The 23,385-nt window shown below is 62.6% G+C and carries 19 protein-coding genes; all 19 read right to left on the bottom strand.

Annotation, left to right across the window (positions count from 1 at the left end; genetic code table 11):
- Positions 1-197 precede the first annotated feature (197 nt).
- Complete coding sequence (locus tag GWP04_04130; protein NIA24735.1) at positions 198-1,418, bottom strand: type II secretion system F family protein; 1,221 nt, start codon at positions 1,416-1,418, stop codon at positions 198-200.
- Between the two features lie 9 nt (positions 1,419-1,427).
- Positions 1,428-2,960: a PilT/PilU family type 4a pilus ATPase gene (locus tag GWP04_04135; protein ID NIA24736.1), complete on the bottom strand. Its 1,533-nt coding sequence runs from the start codon at positions 2,958-2,960 to the stop codon at positions 1,428-1,430.
- A 54-nt stretch (positions 2,961-3,014) separates the two neighbouring features.
- Positions 3,015-4,700, bottom strand: a complete 1,686-nt coding sequence (locus GWP04_04140; protein ID NIA24737.1) for a type II secretion system protein GspE — start codon at positions 4,698-4,700, stop codon at positions 3,015-3,017.
- A gap of 15 nt (positions 4,701-4,715) precedes the next feature.
- On the bottom strand, positions 4,716-5,684 hold the full coding sequence (locus tag GWP04_04145; protein ID NIA24738.1) for a DUF4388 domain-containing protein: 969 nt from the start codon (positions 5,682-5,684) through the stop codon (positions 4,716-4,718).
- A 145-nt stretch (positions 5,685-5,829) separates the two neighbouring features.
- On the bottom strand, positions 5,830-6,891 hold the full coding sequence (gene mltG, locus GWP04_04150; GenBank protein ID NIA24739.1) for an endolytic transglycosylase MltG: 1,062 nt from the start codon (positions 6,889-6,891) through the stop codon (positions 5,830-5,832).
- A complete protein-coding gene (gene ruvX / locus GWP04_04155; GenBank protein NIA24740.1) occupies positions 6,888-7,292 on the bottom strand; it encodes a Holliday junction resolvase RuvX in 405 nt (134 codons plus the stop codon). The genes mltG and ruvX overlap by 4 nt, the downstream gene beginning before the upstream one ends.
- Complete coding sequence (gene alaS / locus GWP04_04160; protein NIA24741.1) at positions 7,292-9,913, bottom strand: alanine--tRNA ligase; 2,622 nt, start codon at positions 9,911-9,913, stop codon at positions 7,292-7,294. The genes ruvX and alaS overlap by 1 nt, the downstream gene beginning before the upstream one ends.
- Before the next feature lie 206 nt (positions 9,914-10,119).
- Positions 10,120-10,302, bottom strand: coding sequence for a hypothetical protein (locus tag GWP04_04165; protein NIA24742.1), 183 nt, complete (start codon positions 10,300-10,302; stop codon positions 10,120-10,122).
- A 54-nt stretch (positions 10,303-10,356) separates the two neighbouring features.
- Positions 10,357-11,685 (bottom strand): AAA family ATPase, encoded by a 1,329-nt coding sequence (locus GWP04_04170; GenBank protein NIA24743.1) that lies wholly within the window; start codon positions 11,683-11,685, stop codon positions 10,357-10,359.
- Between the two features lies 1 nt (position 11,686).
- A complete protein-coding gene (gene aspS / locus GWP04_04175) occupies positions 11,687-13,453 on the bottom strand; it encodes an aspartate--tRNA ligase (protein ID NIA24744.1) in 1,767 nt (588 codons plus the stop codon).
- Positions 13,441-14,661 carry a histidine--tRNA ligase gene (locus tag GWP04_04180; protein ID NIA24745.1) on the bottom strand — a complete coding sequence of 407 codons (1,221 nt, stop codon included), beginning with the start codon at positions 14,659-14,661 and terminating at the stop codon, positions 13,441-13,443. The genes aspS and GWP04_04180 overlap by 13 nt, the downstream gene beginning before the upstream one ends.
- Complete coding sequence (locus tag GWP04_04185; GenBank protein NIA24746.1) at positions 14,658-15,299, bottom strand: MBL fold metallo-hydrolase; 642 nt, start codon at positions 15,297-15,299, stop codon at positions 14,658-14,660. The genes GWP04_04180 and GWP04_04185 overlap by 4 nt, the downstream gene beginning before the upstream one ends.
- A 109-nt stretch (positions 15,300-15,408) precedes the next feature.
- Entirely contained in the window at positions 15,409-17,577 is a 2,169-nt protein-coding gene (locus GWP04_04190; protein NIA24747.1) for a RelA/SpoT family protein, read from the bottom strand.
- Positions 17,570-18,094: an adenine phosphoribosyltransferase gene (locus GWP04_04195; GenBank protein ID NIA24748.1), complete on the bottom strand. Its 525-nt coding sequence runs from the start codon at positions 18,092-18,094 to the stop codon at positions 17,570-17,572. Before GWP04_04195 ends, GWP04_04190 begins: the two co-directional genes overlap by 8 nt.
- A gap of 223 nt (positions 18,095-18,317) precedes the next feature.
- A complete protein-coding gene (secF, locus tag GWP04_04200; protein ID NIA24749.1) occupies positions 18,318-19,409 on the bottom strand; it encodes a protein translocase subunit SecF in 1,092 nt (363 codons plus the stop codon).
- Positions 19,406-20,929, bottom strand: a complete 1,524-nt coding sequence (gene secD / locus GWP04_04205) for a protein translocase subunit SecD (protein NIA24750.1) — start codon at positions 20,927-20,929, stop codon at positions 19,406-19,408. The genes secF and secD overlap by 4 nt, the downstream gene beginning before the upstream one ends.
- 2 nt (positions 20,930-20,931) lie before the next feature.
- Positions 20,932-21,213: a preprotein translocase subunit YajC gene (gene yajC, locus GWP04_04210; protein NIA24751.1), complete on the bottom strand. Its 282-nt coding sequence runs from the start codon at positions 21,211-21,213 to the stop codon at positions 20,932-20,934.
- Between the two features lie 55 nt (positions 21,214-21,268).
- Positions 21,269-22,384 (bottom strand): tRNA guanosine(34) transglycosylase Tgt, encoded by a 1,116-nt coding sequence (gene tgt, locus GWP04_04215; GenBank protein NIA24752.1) that lies wholly within the window; start codon positions 22,382-22,384, stop codon positions 21,269-21,271.
- On the bottom strand, positions 22,384-23,385 hold the full coding sequence (gene queA, locus GWP04_04220) for a tRNA preQ1(34) S-adenosylmethionine ribosyltransferase-isomerase QueA (protein ID NIA24753.1): 1,002 nt from the start codon (positions 23,383-23,385) through the stop codon (positions 22,384-22,386). Before queA ends, tgt begins: the two co-directional genes overlap by 1 nt.

Genomic DNA, 23,385 nt, shown 5'->3' on the forward strand with positions numbered 1-23,385 from the left:
GGACACCTCCCCCAACGCTCGCCAGGACCCCCTCCGTCCTCGGCCAGAACCCCGAGGACACCTCCCCCAACGCTCGCCAGAGCCCTCGCTGGGGGAGGAAATGGTGGAGCAGGTCTCCTGGGAAAGGCAGCAACCCTGGCGCGTCCGATGGACGCGACGGAACCCCGCAAAGCGGGGTTTGGCACAGACGTTGAATGCTATTGAACCAGGTTGATGAGATTGAACATCGGCATGTACAAGGCGATGATCATCGTCCCTACGGACCCGCCGAGCACGACCATCAGCAACGGCTCGAGCAACGACGTGAGGCTGTCGACTGTTGCGTTCACCTCGGCGTTGTAGAACTCTCCGAGCTTGTCGAGCATCGTGTCCAGCGCTCCGGTCTCTTCACCGACTGCCAGCATCTGTACCACCATCGGCGGAAAGATCGGATGCTCCGACAGCGGTCCAGCGAGGGACTCGCCTTCTTTCACCGAGGCTTGCACATCCCGGATGGCCTTCGCGACAACTGCGTTGCCGGCGGTGTCGGCCACGATGTCCATTGCCTGCAGGATCGGGACCGCCGTTCTGGTCAGGGACGCCAGAGTCTCCGAGAACCGAGCAATCGAGCTCTTCCGGGTGAGCTCACCGAAGATCGGCAGCCGCAGCTTGATCTGGTCGAAGAGGAACCTGCCTTGCTCTGAACTCACCCAGCGTCGAAAGCCGTAGGCTCCAATGAGCGTGATTCCAAAGATGATGTACCAGTTCGACACAGTGAATCCAGACACGCCGAGGAGAATCCTGGTCGGCAAGGGAAGCGTGCCACCGAGGTCTGCGTACATGCTCTCGAACATGGGGACGACAAAGATCAGCATCGCCGTCAGGATGAGAACGACAAGGCCGAGCACGGCGACCGGGTAGGTCATCGCCGACTTGATCTTGCCCCGCATCTCCACCTGTCGTTCGAGCGAATCGGCCAGCCGGAGCAGCGTGGTGTCGAGAACGCCTCCGATCTCTCCGGCACGAACCATCGCCACATAGAGCCGGTTGAACGCTTTCGGGTGACGTTGCATCGCCTCGGAGAGGCTCCTCCCCTTCTCCACGTCGGTCTTGACATCCCTGATGGCTTGAGCGAACACCTTGTTGGGCGTTTGTTCGGCGAGAATATCGAGCGACCGAAGGAGCGAGAGGCCGGCGTTGATCATCGTCGCGAATTGCCGGGAGAACACCGCGACTTCCTTCGCTTTGATGTGCCCCCCGAGACCGGGGATCGTGATCTCTTTCTGGAGGGCGGATTGTTTCTTCTCTTCCAGGGACAGGGGCGTGTACCCACGCTCCCGGAGGGCCTTGGCCGCCGCTCCCGATGAACCCGCCTCGAGTTCGCCGGAATGCAAATGCCCTTGTTCGTCCCGAACTTGGTAGGTGAACGTGGCAACCATGACTTCCTCCTATGCGACTCTGCCGACGAGCCGCTGCAAGTCCTCGATGTTCATGCACCGTTCGGTCGCCTGAGCAAATGTGATCTTGTTCTTGCGGACGAGTGCGGCGAGTGCCTGATCCATGGTCTGCATGCCGTACTTCCCCCCCGCCTGAAGCGCGGTTGCGATCTGGTGCGTTTTCGTCTCACGGATGAGGTTTCGGATGGCAGGGGTGGCGATGAGGATCTCGACGGCCGGAACTCTCGCCGTTCCGTCTCTCGTCTCGATCAGTTGCTGGGTCATCACCGCCTGGAGGGATGCTGCCAGCTGGACCCGCACCTGCTGCTGCTGATGAGCCGGAAACACATCGATGATCCTGTCGATCGTCTGTGCCGCGTCCTGCGTGTGCAGAGTGGCCAGCACGAGGTGGCCCGTCTCCGCCGCGGTCAACGCTGTCGAGATCGTCTCGAGGTCCCGCATCTCCCCCACCAGGATGACATCCGGATCCTGGCGAAGTGCGTGACGCAATGCCTGGGAGAACCCGAGTGTGTCGTTGCCGACCTCTCGCTGGTTGACGATCGATTTCTTGTGCCGGTGCAGGAACTCGATCGGATCCTCGACGGTGAGGATGTGTGCCGACCGTCGCTCGTTGATCTGGTCGATGATCGAAGCCAGCGTGGTCGACTTGCCCGATCCGGTGGGACCGGTGACGAGGACGAGACCTCGCTGGTAGTCGGCGAATTCGTCGACCACTCTTGGAATGCCAAGCTCTGCCAGGGATTTGACCTCTGTGGGAATGGCACGAAAGACCGCGCCGACCGAATCCCGCTGAAAGAAGACATTCATCCTGAAGCGCCCGCGACCTGGCAGCGGATGCGAACCGTCGAGTTCCAGAGTTTCTTCCAGCTTCTCACGCTGGCGCTCGGTGAGGATCCCGTAGATGAGACGGCGCAACGTGGCAGGCGGCAGCGCCTCGTAACCAGGGATCGGCCGGAGGTGACCGTTGATTCGGACCTGCGGCGGGACTCCGACGGCCAGGTGCAAGTCTGACGCCTCGTGGTCGATCACGTAGGCGAGCAGGTCGCTGATGACTGGTTCGCGCCCGGGATCCGGCACGCTGGCCTCTTCGATCGGTCCGTGGATCGAGTCCAGTGCACGATGAATCGCGGCTCGCGTTCCCAGGCCGAGTGTCACCGGACCTTGGACCGCCTCTTCGAGTTCAGAGTGAATGCTCTCCCCGAATGGATCGGCGACCACGACGACCAATGACGCATCCGCCTCCTCGACCGGAACGGCCACGAGAGACCTGGCCTTGGATGCTTCCAGACGCCCGGCTACTCGAGGATCGATGAAGATCTCATCCAGATCGACATATGGCATGTGGACACGGGAGGCGACTGCCTGAAGCACGTCCTCCTCTCGAACGTGGTCCCCCTCGACGAGTAGTTTGGCGAGCGGAAGTCCGGTGGCCGCTTCCTCTTCGAGAAACGCCTCGAGTGCGTCACGTGATAGCAGACGACCGTCAACGAGCAGCTCTCCAAGTTTTCGCGATGCTCCGCTCACTGGTTTCTCCTTCTCACAGGAGCTTCGGCGACAACCAAACGCTCCTTGAACGATTCACACCACGACTCGAAGGATCTCCTCGAGTGACGTCACGCCCGCGGCAACCTTCACCATGCCGTCCTGGCGGAGAGTCCGCATCCCTGCCGAGATCGCCGCCTTCTTGAGAACATCGGTGGACACACGCTCCACTGCGAGACGCTCGATTTCTTCGGTCACGGTCATCAGTTCGTGGACCGCGACTCGCCCTCGATAGCCCGTGTTGGAGCACATTTTGCAGCCGACAGGCCTTTGCAGTGTCTTCGGGACCTCATCGAATCCTGCCTGTGCCAGGATCGCCTCGGTCGGTTCATATTCGTCCCTGCAGTTCTCACAGAGCCGGCGCGCCAGACGCTGTGCGAGAACGCAGTCGAGTGCGGACCCGACCAGGAACGGCTCCACTCCCATCTCGATCAGGCGGCTCACGCTGGAAGGCGCGTCGTTCGTATGTAGCGTCGAAAGCACCAAGTGCCCGGTGAGTGCAGATTCGATGGCGATCGAGGCGGTCTCGGTATCACGGATCTCTCCGACGAGCATCACGTCTGGATCTTGACGGAGGAAGGACCGAAGCCCGGAGGCGAAAGTCAACCCTGCTTTTCTGTTGACTTGTACCTGGTTCACGCCGGGCAGTCGATACTCAACAGGATCCTCGACGGTGATGATGTTCGTCTCGGTCTTGTTGAGAACGTTGAGCGTTGCGTACAGCGTTGTCGATTTCCCGGACCCGGTTGGACCGACGACGAGGATCGTTCCATATGGTTTCTCGTAGGAAGCGGCATATCCCTTGAGCGTGTAGGGCGAGAATCCGAGGTCCTCGAGCTCGAGGAGAGCCGTTGAGGTATCGAGAAGACGCATGACGACCTTCTCGCCGTAGATCGTGGGAAGCGTAGAGACGCGCAGGTCGAGCTGGCGACCGCTGACGCGAAGGCTGATACGACCATCCTGTGGCCGACGCCGCTCGGCAATGTCGATGTCGGCCATGATCTTGAGTCTGCTGACAACGGCGTTGGTGATCGATCGCGGCGTTCGCATGATCTCGTGCAGCACGCCGTCGATGCGAAACCGCACCCGGAGGTCCCGTTCGGTCGGCTCGATGTGGATGTCGGAAGCACGATCCGCGGAGGCTCTCGTGATCAACATGTTGACCAGCTTCACGACCGGCGCTTCGTCGGCAGCCGCGTCGAGTGCGTTCAGGCTCTGAGCTTCGACCGAGTCCTCCGCAGCAAGCTCGGCGAGGTCCGACACCGACGTGTCCAACGCAGCCATCCTCCGAATCGCCTCGTCGACATCGCTACGGGTCGCCACCTTCGGAATGACTTCGCGACCCGTTATCGCACGAATATCGTCGATGGCAAGCACATTCGCCGGGTCCGCCATCGCCACAACGAGACGGTCGTCCTCGAAACCGATCGGAATCGCTGCGTAACGGCTGGCAAGCGACTCTGCGATCAGGGAGGCGGCGGCAGGGTCGACCGTGACTTCACGAAGATCCACGAAGTCCAGGCCGATGGAGCGTGCGAGAACGCGAACAAGATCTCTCTCGTCGACCAGATGCTCATCCAGCAGTACCCGCGCGAGCGGCAAACCGGCCTCGTTGTGGATCTCGAGTCCTCGATCCAGCGCCTCTTGGGTGACGATTCCCTCTTCGAGGAGTAGCGCGCCGAGATGTCCCGAGTCCTTGCGGACCATGCTGCGACTCGTCATCGGTCTTCACCCATGTCACTCCGCCTCTCGAATGATGGCACCGAGGGTCCGGCGGCGTTTCGGTCCGGCCGGCGGTTCCTGCTCAGACGGCGTGACGATGTCCGACAGGGCGGAGCGAATCACTTCGGAGTCGGATTCCTCTTTTGACTCCTCTTTTGACTCCTCTTTTGGCTCCTCTTTTGGTTCCTCGTCTGCGTCCTTGGGAGGGGCAGGAAGGCGCGGGCCGAGAACTTCGATCGTGGGGGCACCCGATCTGGTGTGCGAAGACCCGTCCTCCCCGTAGGTGTAGCGACCTTCGGGCCTGTGATCGGCGACCACGAGGATGTTGCGACGCACCATGGCCGCCATGAGTTCGGCAGCTCTGAACTCGGACCAGCCGAGCCGTCTGGATGCCTCCTTGACGGTGCCACTGCCGACGAAACTGGCGAGGACGCGCCATTCCTGGGCGTCGATCTGCACCGGAGATCCGTCTGCTGCGTCCGGTGCAAGGCTGAGATGGAACGCCACGCCTGGAATCACCGACTCGATTTCCTTCCATCGACTGAGGCGCTGCTCCGCCTCGCTAACGCACTGCTCCACATCGAGGAGGACCCCCGTTTCGAACCGCGGGGCAACATCTTCTGAGAACGCGAAGCGACCGCTCGTCTCTCGCAGCACACGAAACAGCACGTCGGCCATCTGGTCGAGCATGAACGCGTAGAGCTGTTCTTGCGTTGCGCCTTCGCTCAGGATGTCGGCGATGCTGCGCTCTCTTCGCTCAACGTCGACCCAGGCTCTCGGGTCGACCAGCCCGGCGTCGACGAGCTTGTTGTGGAACTCCTCGTCGCGCCTGGTCGTTCCAAAACTCAGTTGCCCTTCGGCAAGGTACATTCGTGCTTCGAGACCCTGCGCGTCGACGCGCAGAACGCCGGTCTTCCCGGTTCGACCAGCGAGCTTGAGGACTTCAACCACAGGAAACGACTCCAGCGCACCGCTCAACGACATTCCGAACCCTCCTCTCTCGACTCAGGTGTCGGCGCCGGCGTCGGTGGGCTTGAGGGGTTTGCACCACGACCAGCCGTCAACCATCAGCAGTCGGCTACCGGCGATCGACGAAGTACGGAATACGAAGTGCCGGGTACCTGGTACGTCAAGGAATGACCCCGTCACGCTTTGCCTGGGCTTTGAGTGCGAGGAACTCGTCGTAGGTCGCCGCAAAGGAATGTCCCCCGGCCTTGTCCGTCAAGACGTAGTACAGATACTTACTCTCGGCTGGATGGGCTGCTGCCTCCAAACTGGCGAGCCCTGGGGCCCCGATGGGTGTCGGAGGGAGTCCTTGCACCCGATAAGTGTTGTAGGGAGAGTCGACTTCCAGGTCCTTGGAACTGAGCACCTTGCCCCGCTCAGCGAGGGCGTAGAGCACGGTGGCGTCGATCTGCAGCGGCATGCCGATCTCGAGTCGATTCAACACGACGCTGGCGATCAGCGGCCGATCCTCATCGAGCTTCGCTTCGGCCTCGATCATCGAAGCGATGATGACACCGTCCTTCACGGTAAAGTCCTGCGCCTCGAGGCCGCTCCAGTCCACGGACTCGATTCGCCGGTCCATCGTCGTCGCCATGCGCTGAAGGATCTCCTCTGCAGAAGCGTCTGGGGCGAACTCGTAGGTGTCGGGAAAGAGGCCGCCCTCCCACGAATCGAGACCTCCTCCGCCATACCCGTGAGATGAGTGGACGTTGCTGAGTCCGCTTTCGAAATCCTCACGGTCGTACACGGTCTGCGCGGCAAGGCTGTCAAGGATCTCGGTCACCCACAGGCCTTCCGGAACCGTCACCCGGTAACTCTCGACGACGGGCCCCCGCAAGAGAACGTTCAGGGCGTCGCCCGCCGTCATGCCGGTCTCGAGCTGATACGTGCCCGCCTGAAGCCGCTCGGCCTCCCCCGACCCCCTGACAGCGAGTTCGAACGCGAGAGCCGAAGACACCACCCCGTTCTCTGCAAGGATGATTCCGATCTGCCGCGCAGAAGATCCCGCGGGAACCTCGATGGTGACCGGCGCACCTGCCTGAATGTCCGAAGAAGCCGTGACGTCGGTCGGTCTTCCCAGGCTTCCGGCCCAGGTGGCAAGTCTGCGTCCCCCCACGACGGCAACGACGGCGACCACAACGACGGTTACGATGATCGTGACCGCTCGAGATACTCCACTCTTCATCGCAGAGTCTCCAGATAGCCCTGCAAGATCACCGCGGCGGCGACTTTGTCGACGACTTCCTTACGACGGCGACGACGGACGTTCCCTTCGATGAGCACACGCTCGGCAGCCGTCGTCGTGAACCGCTCGTCGACCATTTCGACGCTGACACCGGTGATCGCCCCGGCACGCTCGGCGAGCCGCCGTGCTCCGGCGGCCGATGGCCCCTCGGAGCCGTCGAGGGACGTCGGCAGGCCGACGACGACCAGGTCGATGTCACGATCCTTGGTCAGCTCTCGAAGTCGCTCTTCGAATTCTTCGGACGGAACCACTGCGAGGGGCTGTGCCGTGATTCGCAGAGCATCGGAGATCGCCACGCCGATCCTGGTGGTTCCGTAGTCCAAGGCAAGGATGCGACCCATCAGAGACCGGTCAACGCCACTCCGGCTGCTTCCCTGACCGCGTCGAGAGCTGCACTCAGCTCCCCGCCTCTGGGACCACCGGCCTGAGCGAGTTCGGGATCTCGGCTTCCTCCACCGCCGAGTTTGCGGGCGCCTGCCAGGATGAGTTCGGAAGCCGAGACACCTCGTGCGACGAGGTCCCTGCTGACGACACCGACGAGCGCTCCTTTGCCACCGTAGCTGCTGCCGACGACGACGACCCCACTGCCAAGGCGGTCGCGGATCTCCAACGCCAGGGCTCGCAGCTGCCCCGGAGGAGTCTCCTCCCGGGCGGTCACGACGACCTTCACTCCTCCGATCTCGGTGGCGTCTGCGACGAGGACCTGGGCTTCCTCCGCTTCCAGTTTCGAGCGCAACGCGGAAAGCTCTTCCTCGAGGTGTCGCGTCCGATCGAGCAACTGCCTGACCCGCAATGGAACGTCTTCAGGTTTGGACCTGAGTATCTGGCCGGTCTCGCCCAGGCGCCGTCGCAGTCCGGCCAGATACTCATAGGCGTTGTCACCCGAGTATGCCTCCACGCGGCGCAGGTTCGAGCCGATCGACGACTCGCCCAGGATGATGAGCGGACCGATCTGACCTGCGCTCTGAGTGTGCGTGCCACCGCACAATTCCTTCGAGAAATCGCCGATCTCGACCACACGGACGACATCTCCGTACTTGTCGCCGAAGAACGCCAGCGCCCCCAGGCCCCGGGCTTCGTCCATGCTGGTCGTGAAGGCTCGCACGGCCGGGTTGGCGATCACTCGTTCATTCGCGAGTCGCTCAACTTCGGAGAACTCCTCTTGCGACAGAGCGCCGTAGTGGCTGAAGTCGAACCGAAGACGCCCGGCTTCATTCAGCGATCCTGCCTGGTGAACGTGCTCACCCAGCACCTCACGCAACGACCAGTGAAGGATGTGGGTCCCGGTGTGGCTCTTGGAGATTGCCTCACGCCGAGCCGAGTCCACCATCGCCTCGATGCGTTGGCCTACCTGGAGGCGGCCTTTCGTCACCTTGACGTGGTGCGAGGTGAGTCCAGGTACCGCCTGCTGCGTGTCGAAGACCACACCTCGAAAGCCTTCACTCTCGAGAAGGCCCTTGTCGCCGACCTGCCCCCCGGATTCGGCGTAGAACGGCGTCCGGTCGAGGAAAACCTCCACGGTCTCGCCTTTCGCCGCGACCTCCAGAGACTCGCCGTCCCTGACAATGCCGACCACCGAGGCAGGTGCGATCAGGTCGTGGTATCCGAGGAACTCGGACGGCCCGACCCTGTCGAGGAGCCGCCGGTAGGAGCCGGCGTCGGCAGCCTCCTCGCCTCCCCGCCATGCGGACCGAGCCCGGGCCCTCTGCTCGGCCATCTCGCTCTCGAACGCCTCCAGATCGACCTCGACACCCTGCTCTCCCGCAATCTCTGTGGTGAGCTCGACAGGAAAGCCATACGTGTCGTGCAACTTGAATGCCACCGAGCCAGAGAGGTTGTCTCCGCGCTGCAGGCTCGTGAGCGCCTGATCGAGCAGATTGTGGCCCGAGGCGAGCGTGTGACGAAACCGCTCTTCCTCCCGGCTCACCACATCCTGGATGAAGCTCTTCTTCTCGAGCAGTTCTGGATAGCTGTCGCCGAGTACATCGATCGTCGCTTCGACGAGATCAGGAGTCACAGCGCCCTTGCCACCGAGTCTCCATGCGTGACGCACCGCTCTTCGAAGGACCCGGCGCAGCACGTAGCCACGACCTTCGTTCGAAGGCACGACCCCGTCTGCGATGAGCACCGTCATCGATCTGCCGTGATCGGCCAGCACTCGCAGAGACACGTCCGTGAGAGGGTCCTGGCCGTATTCGACTCCGGCGTGGCGCTCGGCCACCGCGAGCACCGGTCGAACCGTGTCGATGTCGAAAACGGTCTCCGTGCCCTGCAATACCATCGCTACGCGTTCGAGTCCCATGCCGGTGTCGATGCTCTTGGCCGGAAGGTCCCCGATGACGTGGTAGGGGCGATCCTGGACGTTCTGCATGAACACGAGGTTCCAAATCTCGATAAAGCGCTCCTCGTCGACCGCCGGGCCGCCATCTGCACCGTACCGAGGGCCGCGATCGAAGAAGATCTCCGAGCATGGGCCGGCGGGGCCCGGCACACCCATCTGCCAGAAGTTGTCCTTTCCCCTGCGCTGCACCCTGTGGGGAGGAACGCCCACGCCGTCGATCCAGATTTCGGCAGCCTCGTCGTCGGTCTCGTACACCGTGAACCACAGCAGCTCCGGGTCGATGTCGAACACTTCGGTGACGAGTTCGTATGCGTAGGGGATCGCCTTCTCCTTGAAGTAGTCCCCAAAGCTGAAATTCCCCAGCATCTCGAAGAACGTGAAGTGACGAGCCGTGGTCCCGATGATGTCGATATCGACCGTCCGGAAGCTCTTCTGCACCGACACCGCTCTCGGAAACGGCGGCGGTTCCTCCCCGAGGAAATACGGTTTGAACGGAACCATGCCGGCGTTGGTGAGTAAGAGGGTGGGATCGACGGGAATCAGCGACGCCGAAGGACGAACGACGTGGTCTCTCTCTTCGAAGAAGCGCAGAAATGATGAGCGTATGAGTGTGGATTCCATGAAACGTCCAGGTTAGCGGTCAGCCGTCAGGAGTCTGCTGGGTGATGTCGGTACCGGGTATTTCGTACTTCGTATTTCGTACCGCGACCTACCCGGCGTCAAGACCGTAGGGCGAACGTCGCGATTCCCGCTGGAAGCCGGCCGTCCGAAGCCGGCTTCCTGACCGAGGTCCTCGGCACACCGTCGAGATGCGCGCCTTACATTGCTCAGCGGGCTCTCAGACGTTTGCCTCCGGCTGCAAGGACATCGGCGACCGTCAGCGCGCTCTGTCTCGCAAGGTTCGCCGGAGCCAAAGCCGCTCGTGCTCGTTGCATGCGCTTCAGTAGCCAGATCGTGCCCCACGCTCCCGAGCCTGCGCCGAGCAGGAACCACCACAGCCTCACCATCATGGCAGGCAGGTTAGTGCAGAGAGCTGCGTGTCACTTGCGCCACGTTGCCCGTCGTCACTTGCCTCTGAGGAACCGTCGCCATGATGCGACGCGCTCTCTGATACCGGCTTCGTCTCCCTGATCGACGGGAGTGAACAACTCACGCTCGACCGCCTCGTCGGGAAGGTACTGCTGGGCGACGACGTGTTCTTCGTAGTCGTGCGGATAGCGGTATCCGACGCCGTGACCCAGCTCCTTCGCTCCGGGGTACGCGGCGGACCGAAGGTGGGCCGGCACGTCCGCACCTGCGGTCTCCTCGACTGCGGCGCGTGCCTTGCGAATCGAGACGGCGACCGTGTTGGACTTGACGGCAGTGGCAAGGTAGAGCGCTGCGTGCGTCAACGCGTAGGTAGCCTCGGGAAGTCCCGTGTAGGCGAGGGCCCGCGAGGCGGCAATCGTGATGGGCAACGCGTGCCGGTCGGCCAGACCAACGTCCTCGGACGCGAAGACGATCATCCTGCGCATGATGAACTCGGGATCTTCGCCTGCCACGAGCATGGTGTGCAGCCAGTACAGGGCGGCGTCCGGGTCGGATCCTCGCAAGCTCTTGATGAATGCGGAGATCACGTCGTAGTGGCGATCGCCCGATTTGTCGTACAGGACGATGCGACGCTGCAGGGCCTCTGCCACATCGTCCCGGCTGACTTCGACTCGCTTCGCGCCAAGCGCGAGCGAAGCCGCGATCTCGAGAGCGTTCAGTGCCGCCCTGGCATCTCCGCCGACACGTTCGGTGAGCGCCCTCCGAGCCTCAGCCTCCAGGCTGATACCGCTGTCACCCAATCCTCGCTCCGAGTCGGAGATTGCCCGGTCGATCAACACTCCAAGCTCCTCCGGTTCGATCTTCTCGAGACGGAACAAGCTGGCCCGAGAAATCAGCGGGGAGTTCACTTCGAAGAACGGGTTCTCCGTGGTCGCGCCCACGAGGATGATCGTGCCGTCCTCGACGCCGGGCAGCAGCGCGTCTTGTTGCGACTTCGAGAAACGATGCATCTCATCGAGGAACAGCACCGTCCTACGGCTTTCCTCACCGAGCCTACGCTCTGCTTCGAGCAGAATCCGTCGCACGTCCTTGACTCCGGCGGCCGTCGCGGAGAGCTGTTCGAACCGGGCGCCCGAAGTCCCCGCGACCAGCCGTGCAAGTGTCGTTTTCCCCGTTCCGGGCGGACCCCACAGAATCATGGAGATCGGCCGGCCGGCTTCGAGCAGACGACGAAAGGCTGCACCAGGACCCACCAGATGTGGTTGGCCAACGACTTCGTCGAGGGTCGCAGGGCGCATACGGGATGCGAGTGGAGCCACCTTGGACTTCACTTCTGACCGGTGGGCTGCGAACAGGTCGTCCATCTCAGCCGTCGAGTTCCGCCTTCACTTCCGGGCGCAGTTCCACCCCGAGCTCCTTCAGTTGGGTGTCGTCCACAGGGGTCGGCGATCCGCTCATCGGGTCGAGCCCCGTTTGGGTTTTCGGGAACGGGATGACTTCACGAATCGATCGCTCTTGCCGCAGCAACGCGAGCAGACGGTCGACTCCCAGAGCGAAGCCTGCATGCGGCGGCGTTCCGAACCGTAGGCCCTTCACGAACCAGCCGAACCGCCGGTCGGCATCTTCATCCGTGATCCCGAGGATCTCGAACACCTGCCGCTGCACGGAAGGATCGTGAATCCTCACGCTGCCGGATCCGAGCTCCGAACCGTTGAGCACAAGGTCGTACGATTGCGAGATGGCCGTTTCGGGCGTGTTACGCATCTCATCGACATCGAGCGGCGCGGTGAACGGGTGGTGGGCCGGTGCAAGGGTTCCGCCGTCTCCGACTTCGAAGACCGGGAAGTCCGTCACCCACAAGAACGACAACTCGTCGTGTCCTTCCGGCGCGCCGAGGTCGATGCGCAGTTGTCCCAGCACTGCGGATGCGATACGGGGCGTGTCGGCGGCCAGCAGCAGAAGATCGCCTTCGGTTGCACCGAGTTCGGCGATCAGGCCGGATTGTTCGTCCTCGGAGAGGAACTTGGCGACGGGCGACCGAAGGCCGGCTTCCTCCACGATGAGCCACACCAGACCCTTCGCTCCCAGCTGCCTGGCCCTCTCGACCAGACCGTCCAAGCCGGATCGGGAGAGTCCCTGCTTGCCGGCGTTGATGCCTTTGATGCTGCCGCCCTGTGCCAGCACGGACGAGAACACACCGAAGCCCGAGTCGGCGAACACGGCACCCAAATCATGGATCTGCATCCCAAAGCGAAGATCCGGCTTGTCCGTACCGTAGGTATCCATGACCTCCTGCCAGGTCATGCGGGGAAACGGGATGGTCGGAGCGGACCCGCGCAGGAGTCGCACGACTTCCACGACCACCGCCTCGAAGGTCGCAAAGACACCTTCGCGGCCCCAGAACGCGCCTTCGACGTCGAGCTGGGTGAACTCCACCTGGCGGTCACTCCGGAAGTCCTCATCTCGATAGCAGCGGGCGATCTGGTAGTAACGGTCGACGCCCGCGACCATGAGCAACTGTTTGAACAGCTGGGGAGACTGCGGCAGCGCGTAGAACGATCCCTTTCGGAGCCGTGAAGGAACCAGCATGTCACGGGCACCCTCAGGGGTGGAACGAATCAAGGTCGGCGTGTCGACCTCCATGAAGCCCCGTTCGTCCAGCACTCTACGCATGGCCCTCAGGGCGGTCGAGCGGGCACGCAGGTTCGCGGCCATTCTCGGCCGACGAAGGTCCAGGTACCGGTACTCGAGCCGGATGAGTTCGTCCACGTCGACCCGGTCGTCGATCATGAACGGCAAGGTGTCGGCCGGAGACAAGATCTCCAATCCCGAAACGGTGATCTCGACCTGACCGGTGGGCATGTCGGGATTCTCGGTGCCTTCCGGGCGCTTGCGTATCTGCCCTTCCGCCGAGATGACATACTCCATCTTCAGCTGATGCGCGGCGGGAAGTTGCTCCGGGTCCATCACCGCCTGAACGATCCCCGTGGCGTCCCGCAGATCGATGAACACGATTCCCCCGTGGTCGCGACGGCGGCTCACCCAGCCGGCCAGCCGGACGGTCTCCCCGGCACGCTCCGCCGTCACTTCCGCGGCATACGCGTTGCGGTACACGCCGTCTAGCTCAGCCATTCCGAAACCTCCTCGATGAGGACCTCTCGTTGATCCCCCGTCTTCATGTCTCTCGCCGTCACAACCCCCCGTTCCCATTCCTCGCCCACCACGAGGACTCTCGCCGCCCCACGACGCGATGCGATCTTGAACTGGGCTTTCACCGATCTTCCCTCCGGGTCGAAGTCGACCCTGTAACCCTGCTCACGCAGCTCCGACGCCAGACGAACCCCATCGTCTTCCAACGGCCGATGTGCCACAACGATGAACACGTCCAACTCGCCGTCCATCTTGTCGCGGCCGGACGCGAGCACGATGCGGTCAAGGCCCATCGCAAGCCCCACACCGGGAATCGAGTTTCCCCCGAGGGTCTCCGCGAGTCCGTCGTAGCGGCCTCCCCCACCAACCGCATTCTGGGCCGTGTCCAGCCCGGTGGCAATGTACTCGAACGCGGTCCGCGTGTAGTAGTCGAGCCCCCTCACCAGGTGCGGGTCTTCGCGATACGGGATGTCGAGTGCGCCCAGCGTCTTCTTGACCTGGTCATAGTGCTGTCGACAGTCGTCACACAGGTCATCGACCGGTGCCGGAGCGTCTCCAAGAACCGGTTTGCAGACTTTGCAGTCGAGCACACGCATGGGATTGGATGCAATCCGGCTCCGGCTATCCGCACACAGCCGGTCCTCGCGTTCTCGCAGATAGGAACGCAAACGCTCGAGGTAGGCGGGGCGGCAGGCACTGTCGCCGATCGAGCTCACAGCGACCTCCACCTCGGTCACACCCGCAGCAACGAGATAGCGGTAGCCGAGTTCGATGACCTCCGCATCTGCGAGCGGCGACGCAGTCCCGATGTACTCGACGCCGAGCTGGTAGAACTGGCGCCGACGGCCCGCCTGCGGACGCTCGTACCGGAACATCGGTCCCCAATATGCCGCCTTGCGGATTCCGACGCCCCCTGCCTGGAGGTGGGCTCGCATGATCGATGCCGTTCCTTCGGGTCGCAGGGTGAGTGAGCGTCCGCCCTTGTCGACGAAGGTGTACATCTGCTTCTCGACCATCTCGTTCGTTTCACCGACGCCGCGCGAGAACACCTCGGTGGCTTCGAACGTCGGCGTGATGGTGAAGTCGTATCCATACCGCTCGGTCAGGTCGTCCCACGCGCGAAGGAGCCTCCGCCATATCCGTGAAACGGGAGGAAGAATGTCGTCGGTGCCTTTGGGTGCGCGTATCATCGGAGGTTCCGGAGGAACGGGTTGCTGCGGCGTTCGGCACGCATCGTAGTCGCGGGACCGTGCCCCGGATACACCGTGGTGTCGTCCGGCAGCGGCAGGATCTTGGCCTTCATGCTTTCCAGAAGTGTCTCCATGTCGCCACCCGGTAGGTCTGTCCGGCCGATCGAACCTGCAAAGAGGTGATCTCCGGAGAACAGAGTGTCTTGCAGCAGGAAGCAGCAGTGCCCCGGAGTGTGACCCGGCGTGTGCAGAACCTCGATCTCCAGCCCCCCAACGTGCAGAAGCGCGCCGTCTACGAGCTGTTCGAACCGCCGCGGCGGAGCGAACTCCCCGTCCGGCGTCATCCCGAAGAGGACCCTCAGTTGCTCGAGTGGGTGAAGTGTCAGAAAGTCGTCGTCGGGATGGACATAGGCCGTCGCGTCGGTCCGGTCGACGATGACTCCCGCTCCGCCTGTGTGATCGACGTGCCCATGGGTCAGCAAGAGGGCGACCGGTGTCAGGTCGTAACGGGCCACCGACGCGAGGATCGTCTCCGGCTCCGGTGGAGCATCGATGATGACGGCGGGTCCTCCCACGTCGGGGGCGATCACGTACGTGTTCGTCTGCGCGTACCACAGGGTGTCCGAAGCGATCAACATGGCACGAGAGCGTAGCGCCCCCGGTGTCCCCCCACTGAACCCTGGGCTCGTACGCGCCCCTGGGGTACCTACGAGCCCAGGGTTCACAGAGTCGGGGGTTCACCACCCACTAGTCACTCGTCCGTGGAACCAGGCGATAGGCGTCATAGACACCCTCGATGCCACGCAGCCCGTCGATGAGACGATCCACCTGGCCGGGATCGGACAACTCGACCTCATACCGCAAGACTGCGGTTCGATCTCTGCTCGTCGTCGAAGAGGAGGCCCGAATGTCACCGCCGACGTCGGAGATCCGTTCGGTGACATCGCGCAACAACCGGGGACGGTCGAGGGCTTCGATCTGGATCCACACCGAAAAGCGCCCCACTCTGTCGGGTGCCCAACTGACATCGATCATGCGTTCTTTTCCCAGTGACGCGATGTTCGTGCAGTCCGAGCGATGCACGGACACGCCTCGCCCGACGGTGACGAAGCCGACGATGTCGTCACCGGGTAGCGGTGCGCAGCAGCGAGCTATCCGCACCCACACGTCGTCGAGTCCCTCGACGATCACTCCGACGCCCGCGTCCGGCCCAGGTCTCATCGGGGCAAGTTCGGAAGCCGCCGCTTCCGCGGCCTCTTCTTCTTCAGGGCGAGCGAGCCGCAGGAGCCGGGCGACTACGGTCGAACCGGCCACAGTCCCTTCACCGACCGCGACGAAAAGCGACTCCACGTCTCGTTGGCCCAGACGCTCTGCCACAGAAGCGAGAAGCTCGTCCCTTTGGTTGGCGTGCAGCCCGAGGCCCTCTTTTCGCAAGAGCGTGAGCACCGCTTCGCGTCCATCGCTGAGAGCCGCTCCTCGACGCTCCTTGCCGAACCACTGGCGAATCTTCGCCCGTGCCCTCGACGTGCGGACAAAGGCCAGCCAGTCCCTGCTCGGTCCGGCATCCTGTGCTTTCGACGTGACGATCTCGACGATGTCGCCCGACTCGAGCCTCGTGTCGAGTGGCACCAACCGTCCGTTCACCTTGGCACCCACGCACCGGTGTCCGACCTCTGTGTGAACCCTGTACGCAAAGTCGACGGGTGTCGCTCCTTTCGGCAGCGTTTTCACGTCTCCCTTGGGCGTGAGCACGAACACCTCGTCCTGATAGAGGTCGAGCTTGAGTCCTGCGAGGAACTCGTTTGGATCCTCGTACTCGTCCTGGAGGAATCGCAGGTCGGCCATCCACGGGAGGGTGTCTGCCGATCGTCCCTCCTTATAACGCCAGTGCGCGGCAATGCCGAACTCCGCCCGTTCGTGCATCTCACGGGTCCTGATCTGCACTTCGAGCGGCCCCCCGCCAGGGCCGATCACCGTCGTATGCAAGCTTTGGTAGAGGTTGAACTTGGGCATGGCGATGTAGTCCTTGAACCGACCGTGCACCGGCGGCCAAGTTGCATGCACCAAGCCAAGGACCGCGTAGCAGTCCCGCACGCCGTCCACGATCACCCTGATCCCGATCAGATCGTGGATGCGCTCGAATGGAAGCCCGCTGTTGACCATCTTGCGATATATCGAGTATTCGTGCTTCGGACGACCTGTGACCTCGCCATCGACATGGGCGTCCTTCATCAACTGCTTCACTTCTCCGATGACCACGTCGAGGTACGCGTCGCGCTGCGGGGCACGCTGCTTCAGCAGGGCCTTGATCTCCGCGTTGCGCCGGGGATACAGGATCGCGAAACAGCGGTCCTCCATCTCGTGTTTGATGTCTTGGACCCCAAGACGATGAGCGAGCGGTGCGTACACGTCGAGGCTCTCTCTGGCGATTCGCTGCTGCTTCTCTTCGGGGAATGGCCAGATCGTGCGCAGATTGTGCAACCGATCTGCCAGCTTGATCAGCAGCACACGTACGTCTCTCGCCAGAGCGATAACCATCTTGCGGATCGTGGCCGCCTGTGCCTCCTCACGCGAACCGAACTTGATGCGGTCGAGTTTGGTCACTCCATCGATGAGGGAGGCGACCTCATCTCCAAACTGTTCCCGCACGTCTTCGAGAGTCAGGTCCGTGTCTTCGACGGTATCGTGCAACAGGGCTGCGCATAGCGTCTCCGTATCGAGGCCGTAGTCCGCCAGGATCTCGGTCACGGCAACCGGATGAGTGAAGTATGGATCACCCGTCTGACGTATCTGGCCTTCGTGCTGCCGCTTGCCCAACTCGTATGCCCTTCGGATGACCTCACTGTCACCCTTCGGGTGGTGCGCGGCGTACGCGCTCAGAATCCGATCCAACCCCTCATCGGTCGGATCAGTCATACGTGACGAGGGCATGGAGTCCCACGTCGTCGAGAGATGCCCGCCCTCTCAGGAATCCCAATTCTATGAACACGGCCACACCAACGACCTCCGCGTCGAGCTGCTGCACGAGACGGATGGCGGCGGCGGCCGTCCCGCCTGTTGCCAGAACGTCATCGACGATCAGTACCCGGTCACCCGGATTCACACCGTCGCGATGCATCTCGAGCGCGTCTGTGCCGTACTCGAGTTCGTAGGTCTGTCGGATGATCTCTGCGGGCAGCTTCCCCGGTTTCCTGATCGGGACGAATCCTGCCTTGAGCTGTTCCGCGACGGGAGTGGCCAGGATAAAGCCGCGAGCTTCGATGCCCGCCACCTTGTCGATCGTTCCTACTTTGTACGGAGCGCACAGATCATCCACCAACTCGGCGAACGCTTCCGGATCTGCAAGCACGGGGGTGATGTCCTTGAACAGCACTCCCGGCTTCGGGAAGTCGGGGATATCACGGATCAAGTCGACAAAGGATCGATTCTTCACCGACGAAGTGTACCGCACGGGCCCGCTCTGCTCGCGCACTCAGTGGTCAGTACTCAGTACACAGTCTTCAGTATCGCGGCATGGCGGAGACCCAAGACCGTAGGGCGACCGTCGCGGCTCCTGCTGAAGGCTGAGAACGCGAGAGTCGGCGGCTGGAAGCTGGTGTGGTGGCTGAACTCCTCAGCACTGTCGAGACGCGTGCCGCGCAGTGCGCCACAGGTTCCTAGCGCCGGCGGCCCTTCTTCCCCTTCTTCGGCGGCCGCGGGGCGGCCCCACTCTGACGCCTCGGAGCCCCCTGCGAAGGCTTCGGGGCCGTGTCGGTAGTCTCGACGACGGTTGCCTTCGCTCGCCGGGGGGTTCCATCACCTCTCCCGCGCTCTTTGCGGCGACGCACTCGCGCCCATTCGTCTTCGTGTTCTTTCCACGTTGCGAGGATCGGCGAGGCGACCCCTATCGAGGAATACGTGCCGGCTGCGATTCCGACGAACAGGGCGAGAGCGAAGTCACGAAGTGTGTGGGCACCAAGGAGGAACGAGCCGACAAACAACAGGCTCCCCACCGGCAGAAGGCTCGTCAACGACGTGTTGATCGACCGCATGAGCACCTGGTTCATCGAACGGTTGACGAGTTCTGTCAGCGTCATTCGCTCGGTGTGCAACTCCTCGATGTTCTCCTTCACTTTGTCGAACACCACGACGGTGTCGTACAACGAGTATCCGAGAATCGTCAGCACACCGATGATGGTTGCGGGTGTCACCTCGAATCGTGTGAGGGCGTAGACACCAAACGTGATGATCAAGTCGTGGAAAAGCGCGGTGATACCGGAGACGGCCATCTTCCATTCGAGTCGCCACGTCATGAACAGGACAACTGCTGCGAGGAACACGACGAGCGCGATAACCGCACGCTTGGTGATTTCCGCGCCGAAGGTCGGCCCGACCTCCTCCACGGATACCTCGGCGAGTGATACTCCTGAAACAGCGGCGACTGCTTCCTGGAACGCGCGGGATTCTTCTGGACTCAGGGCGCCGACCTGAACCCGGATATCGTCACCACCCGCGAGCATCTGGATCTTCGCATCGGCGAGCCCGAGCGGGGTCAACGCGTTCCGGACCGTCGCAACGTCGACACCGGCGACGTTGTTGACGTCCACGGCCACGCCACCTTTGAAATCCAAGCTCAAGTTGAGGCCGAAGATGATGATCGCAAGGAGCGAGACCAGCACGAACGACGATGACATCGTCAACCACATCCGCTTTGCCCCGACGAAGTCGAAGGAGGTCTCCCCCCGATACAAACGAGTGACGAAGTTCATGATGCCTCCCCCCGCACTCCGCCGGCAGCGGCACGGATGCTGAAGAAACCGCCCTCCCCCAGGGGTCCATGGGAGATGATGCTGACAGCATTTCGAGTGAAGAAGTACGCAACGAGGATGTCGAGGAACGTCGCGATGCCCAGTGTGAGAGCGAAGCCCTTGATGGGACCCACGGCGAGCAGCCACAACAGCACTGCGGCAAGGAACGAGACGGTATCCGCGGTGAGGATCGTGTGGAATGCTCTCGAGAAGCCTTCGTCGACCGCCGCGCGCATCGTTCGGCCCCGATGGAGTTCTTCTTTGATACGTTCATAGAACACGATGTACGAGTCCGCGGTGATGCCGACCGAAACCACGATTGCGGTCACGCCGGCGAGGGTGAGGGTGAGCCCGGAGGTCTTGCTGAGCAGTCCGAGGACGATCAGCATCAGTGAACCGAACACGCTCAGCCCGAGAATCGTTACCGCACCCAAAGACCGGTAGTAGAGAATCATGTAGATCGCCACGAGGATCAGACCCGCGAGGCCGGCCACGAGGCCGGAATGCAGTGAGTCCGCACCGAGGGTCGCCGAAACGCTCTGCACCTGGTCGCGTTCAAAGGCAATGGGGAGGGAACCGTACCGCAGGACAACGGCGAGATCCTGCGCCTCGCTCTGCTGATTCTCCCCGGCGCCGAGAGTGATGACCGCCGTGCCCCCGGCGATTCCGAGGTTCGGGTCGACGGACTCTGCCACTTGCGGCGAGGAGATGACCTTTCCATCGAGCACGATGGCAATCTGCCGTCTTGGATCCCCGATCGGATACTGCGCAGCAGCCTTGGTGATCTCCTGGAACTTGCGGGCTCCCTCGTCATTCAGACGCAGATTGACCTGCCATTGCCCGTTCTGGCTGAAGTTCGCCAACGCTTCAGTGAGGTCCTTGCCCGTCAGCGGGTCCGGCTCCCCTGTCTCAGGGTTGATCAGCGTGCCGACGTGGTATCCGGCGATCACGTTCCCGTCGGGGCCGTACTCGGGGAGCCACGCGTCCAACAGTGTGGGATCATCCTTTATGGTGTAGCCCGTCTCCGGATCAACGTTCGGAGGCAAGGTGGTGGTCGTCGTCGACTCACTCGAGCCGGTCGTCTCACCAGTCGCCTCGGTAGTCGTCGTTGGAGGCTGAAGCAGAGGACTGCGGAGGAAAGACTCGATCACCGGTCGGAAAGAGAGCACGCCGGTCTGTCCGATTGCCTCGAGCGCTCGTTCACGATCGGTGACGCCCGGAAGCTGAACGAGCACGCCGTTCTTCCCACTGATGGAGATCTCGGGCTCCTGGACACCGAATGCCTCGATGCGCCCGCGCATGATCTCTACTGCTTTTGCCAGCACATCTGGATCGGTCCCGTCCGGTGCTCGCAGAATGACTGAGGTTCCTCCCTTGAGGTCCAGTCCCAGTTTCGGAGTTGTATGCGTCCCAACGATTATGGCCACGCCCCCGTAGGCGAGCAGCAGCACAATGACCAGAGTGATGACGCGCCGAGCCATGGTCAGCTGTCTCGCTTCCCGGCAATTGCTCGCCGGGAGATGCGCATCCGTCCTTCTTCGAGTCCGAGCACGACAGAATCTTCATCGAGTGAGATCACAACACCGAACACACCGCCGTACGTCTGCACCTTGTCGCCGATTTGGAGGCTCGCGGCGACTTCCCGCTGCTTCTTCGCCCTGACACGCTGCGGTCGGATGAGCAATACATAGAACATCCCGATCAGCAGCGCGAGGAAGATCAACGAAGTCCAGGAGCTTCCGCCCGCACCCTGCGTCTGAGCCAATACCAACACGTCAACCCTTCTTCGTGACTGGGTGCCCGCGCTGAGCGGGCGGCCGTCATGCTAGCGAGTCCTCCGATCGGGCGGAAACTCTCGCCTCCAGAGTCGCTCGCCGGAACGATTCTACAGCTCCCGATTCGATGCTCTCGCGGATCTGGCCCATCAGCGACGCCGTGTAGACGAGATTGTGCAGCGTCAGCAACCGAAGACCCGTCGGTTCGCCCGTCAGGAATAGGTGACGCAGATACCCCCTGCTGTATGACCCGCATGTTCGGCAGCCACAGCTCGGATCGAGCGGTGCGGCGGAGCGTTTGGACTCGGCTCGGCGAATGCTGTAGTCGCCCGTCGAGGCAAGCACCTTCCCATGGCGTGCAAGCCGTGTCGGCCAGACGCAATCGAACAGATCCACACCTCGTAGGACGCTGTCGAGCATCCCCTCGGTATCGCCAAGTCCCATCATGTAGCGAACGCGATCTTCCGGTAGCTCTGCGACCACGACTTCGATCGCATGGTTGCGTTCGGCTTCCGACTCCCCGACGGACAGCCCCCCGATACCGAACCCGTCGAATCCCAGCGTCGCGGTCACCGCCGCGCTCTTCTTGCGAAGTTCGGGGTCGGTGCCGCCTTGAACGATCCCGAAGAGCGCCTGGTCTTCCCTCTCGTGCGCCTTCACCGCCCGGGCGGACCACCGCAGCGTCCTCTCCATGGCGCCCTGCACATCTTCTCGAGGTGCCGGCAGACCGATGAGAACGTCCAGCATCATCGCGATGTCGGAACCCAGATTCTCCTGAACTCCCACGGCGTCCTCGGGAGTGAGTTCCACTCGGGAGCCGTCGTATGAGGATCGAAACTGCACACCTTCCTCGGTTACCTTCGCGTCGAGCGAGAAGATCTGATATCCACCGGAATCGGTCAAGATCGGAGCATCCCAGCCCATGAACGCGTGGAGACCTCCCAGATCACGGACGACGTGATCCCCCGGGCGAAGCATCAGGTGGTAGGTGTTGGCCAGGACCATCTGTGTGCCTGCTTCGGCCAGATCACGACTATCGACCATCTTGACCGTACCCCGAGTTCCCACCGGCATGAAGGCAGGGGTCCTGACGATGCCGTGAGACGTCGCCAGGGTTCCTGTTCGCGCAGCACCATCGATCGCCCCGATTTCAAACCGCATCATCGCTCCGCATACATGGCGTCACCGAATGAGAGGAAACGGTAGCCACGTTCGAGCGCCGTCGCATAGACGCTCCTCCATCGATGTCCGAGAAAAGCGGCGACGAGAACGATGAGCGAGGACCGGGGAATGTGGAAGTTGGTCACCAGCGCATCCACGACACTGAACTGGTAGCCCGGACGGATGAACAAGTCCGTCGAGTCTTCACCGGCGTGCACCTCATTTCCAACCGATGCGGCTTCGAGCGCCCTGACGACGGTGGTGCCGATGGCCACGACCCGGCCGCCGCGCCTGCGAGCCTCGGCCACCGCAGCGGCCGTTGCGACCGGTACCGAGAAACGTTCCGTGTGCATCTCGTGATGTTCGACATGCTCGGTGTCGATCGGCCGAAATGTGTCCAAGCCAACCTGGAGGTCTACGGTGGCGACATCGACACCGCGATCGGCCAGTTCGGCCAGAACCGGAGCGCTGAAGTGCAGGCCGGCGGTCGGCGCAGCGGCCGATCCCACCTTGTCGGCGAATACCGTCTGGTAGTCCTCCGGGTCCGACGGTCCGGCCGTGATGTACGGCGGGAGGGGCACTTCTCCGTGGGCCGCGATCAGCGCCTCGATGTCGCTACCCTCAAACTCGAGCAGTGCCTTGCCGCGTACCGGTTCTTCGAGGATGCGCCCACGCAAGTCCCCAAATCGCAGCCTGGTTCCTTCGTGCAGACGTCGGGCGGGCCGAACCAGAGCCTCCCAGTGACCATCATCCGACCGGGTCAGGATCAGCGCTTCGACCGCGCCGCCCGTTTCCTCTTTGCGACCATGGAGGCGGGCGGCGCGCACCCTCGTGTTGTTGACAACCACCAGGTCGCCCGGCGTGAGCAGGGCCGGCAGGTCCCGGAACGTCCGGTCGGTGAGATCCCTCGCGTCGAGCAGGCGCGCCGCGTCTCTGGGTGCGACCGGCCTTTGGGCGATGGCAATCCGGGGCAGGACGTAGTCGAACTCGCTGGTCAGCAT

It is taken from the genome of Gammaproteobacteria bacterium (assembly GCA_011682695.1).
Classification (GTDB): domain Bacteria; phylum Actinomycetota; class Acidimicrobiia; order Spongiisociales; family UBA4744; genus BMS3Bbin01.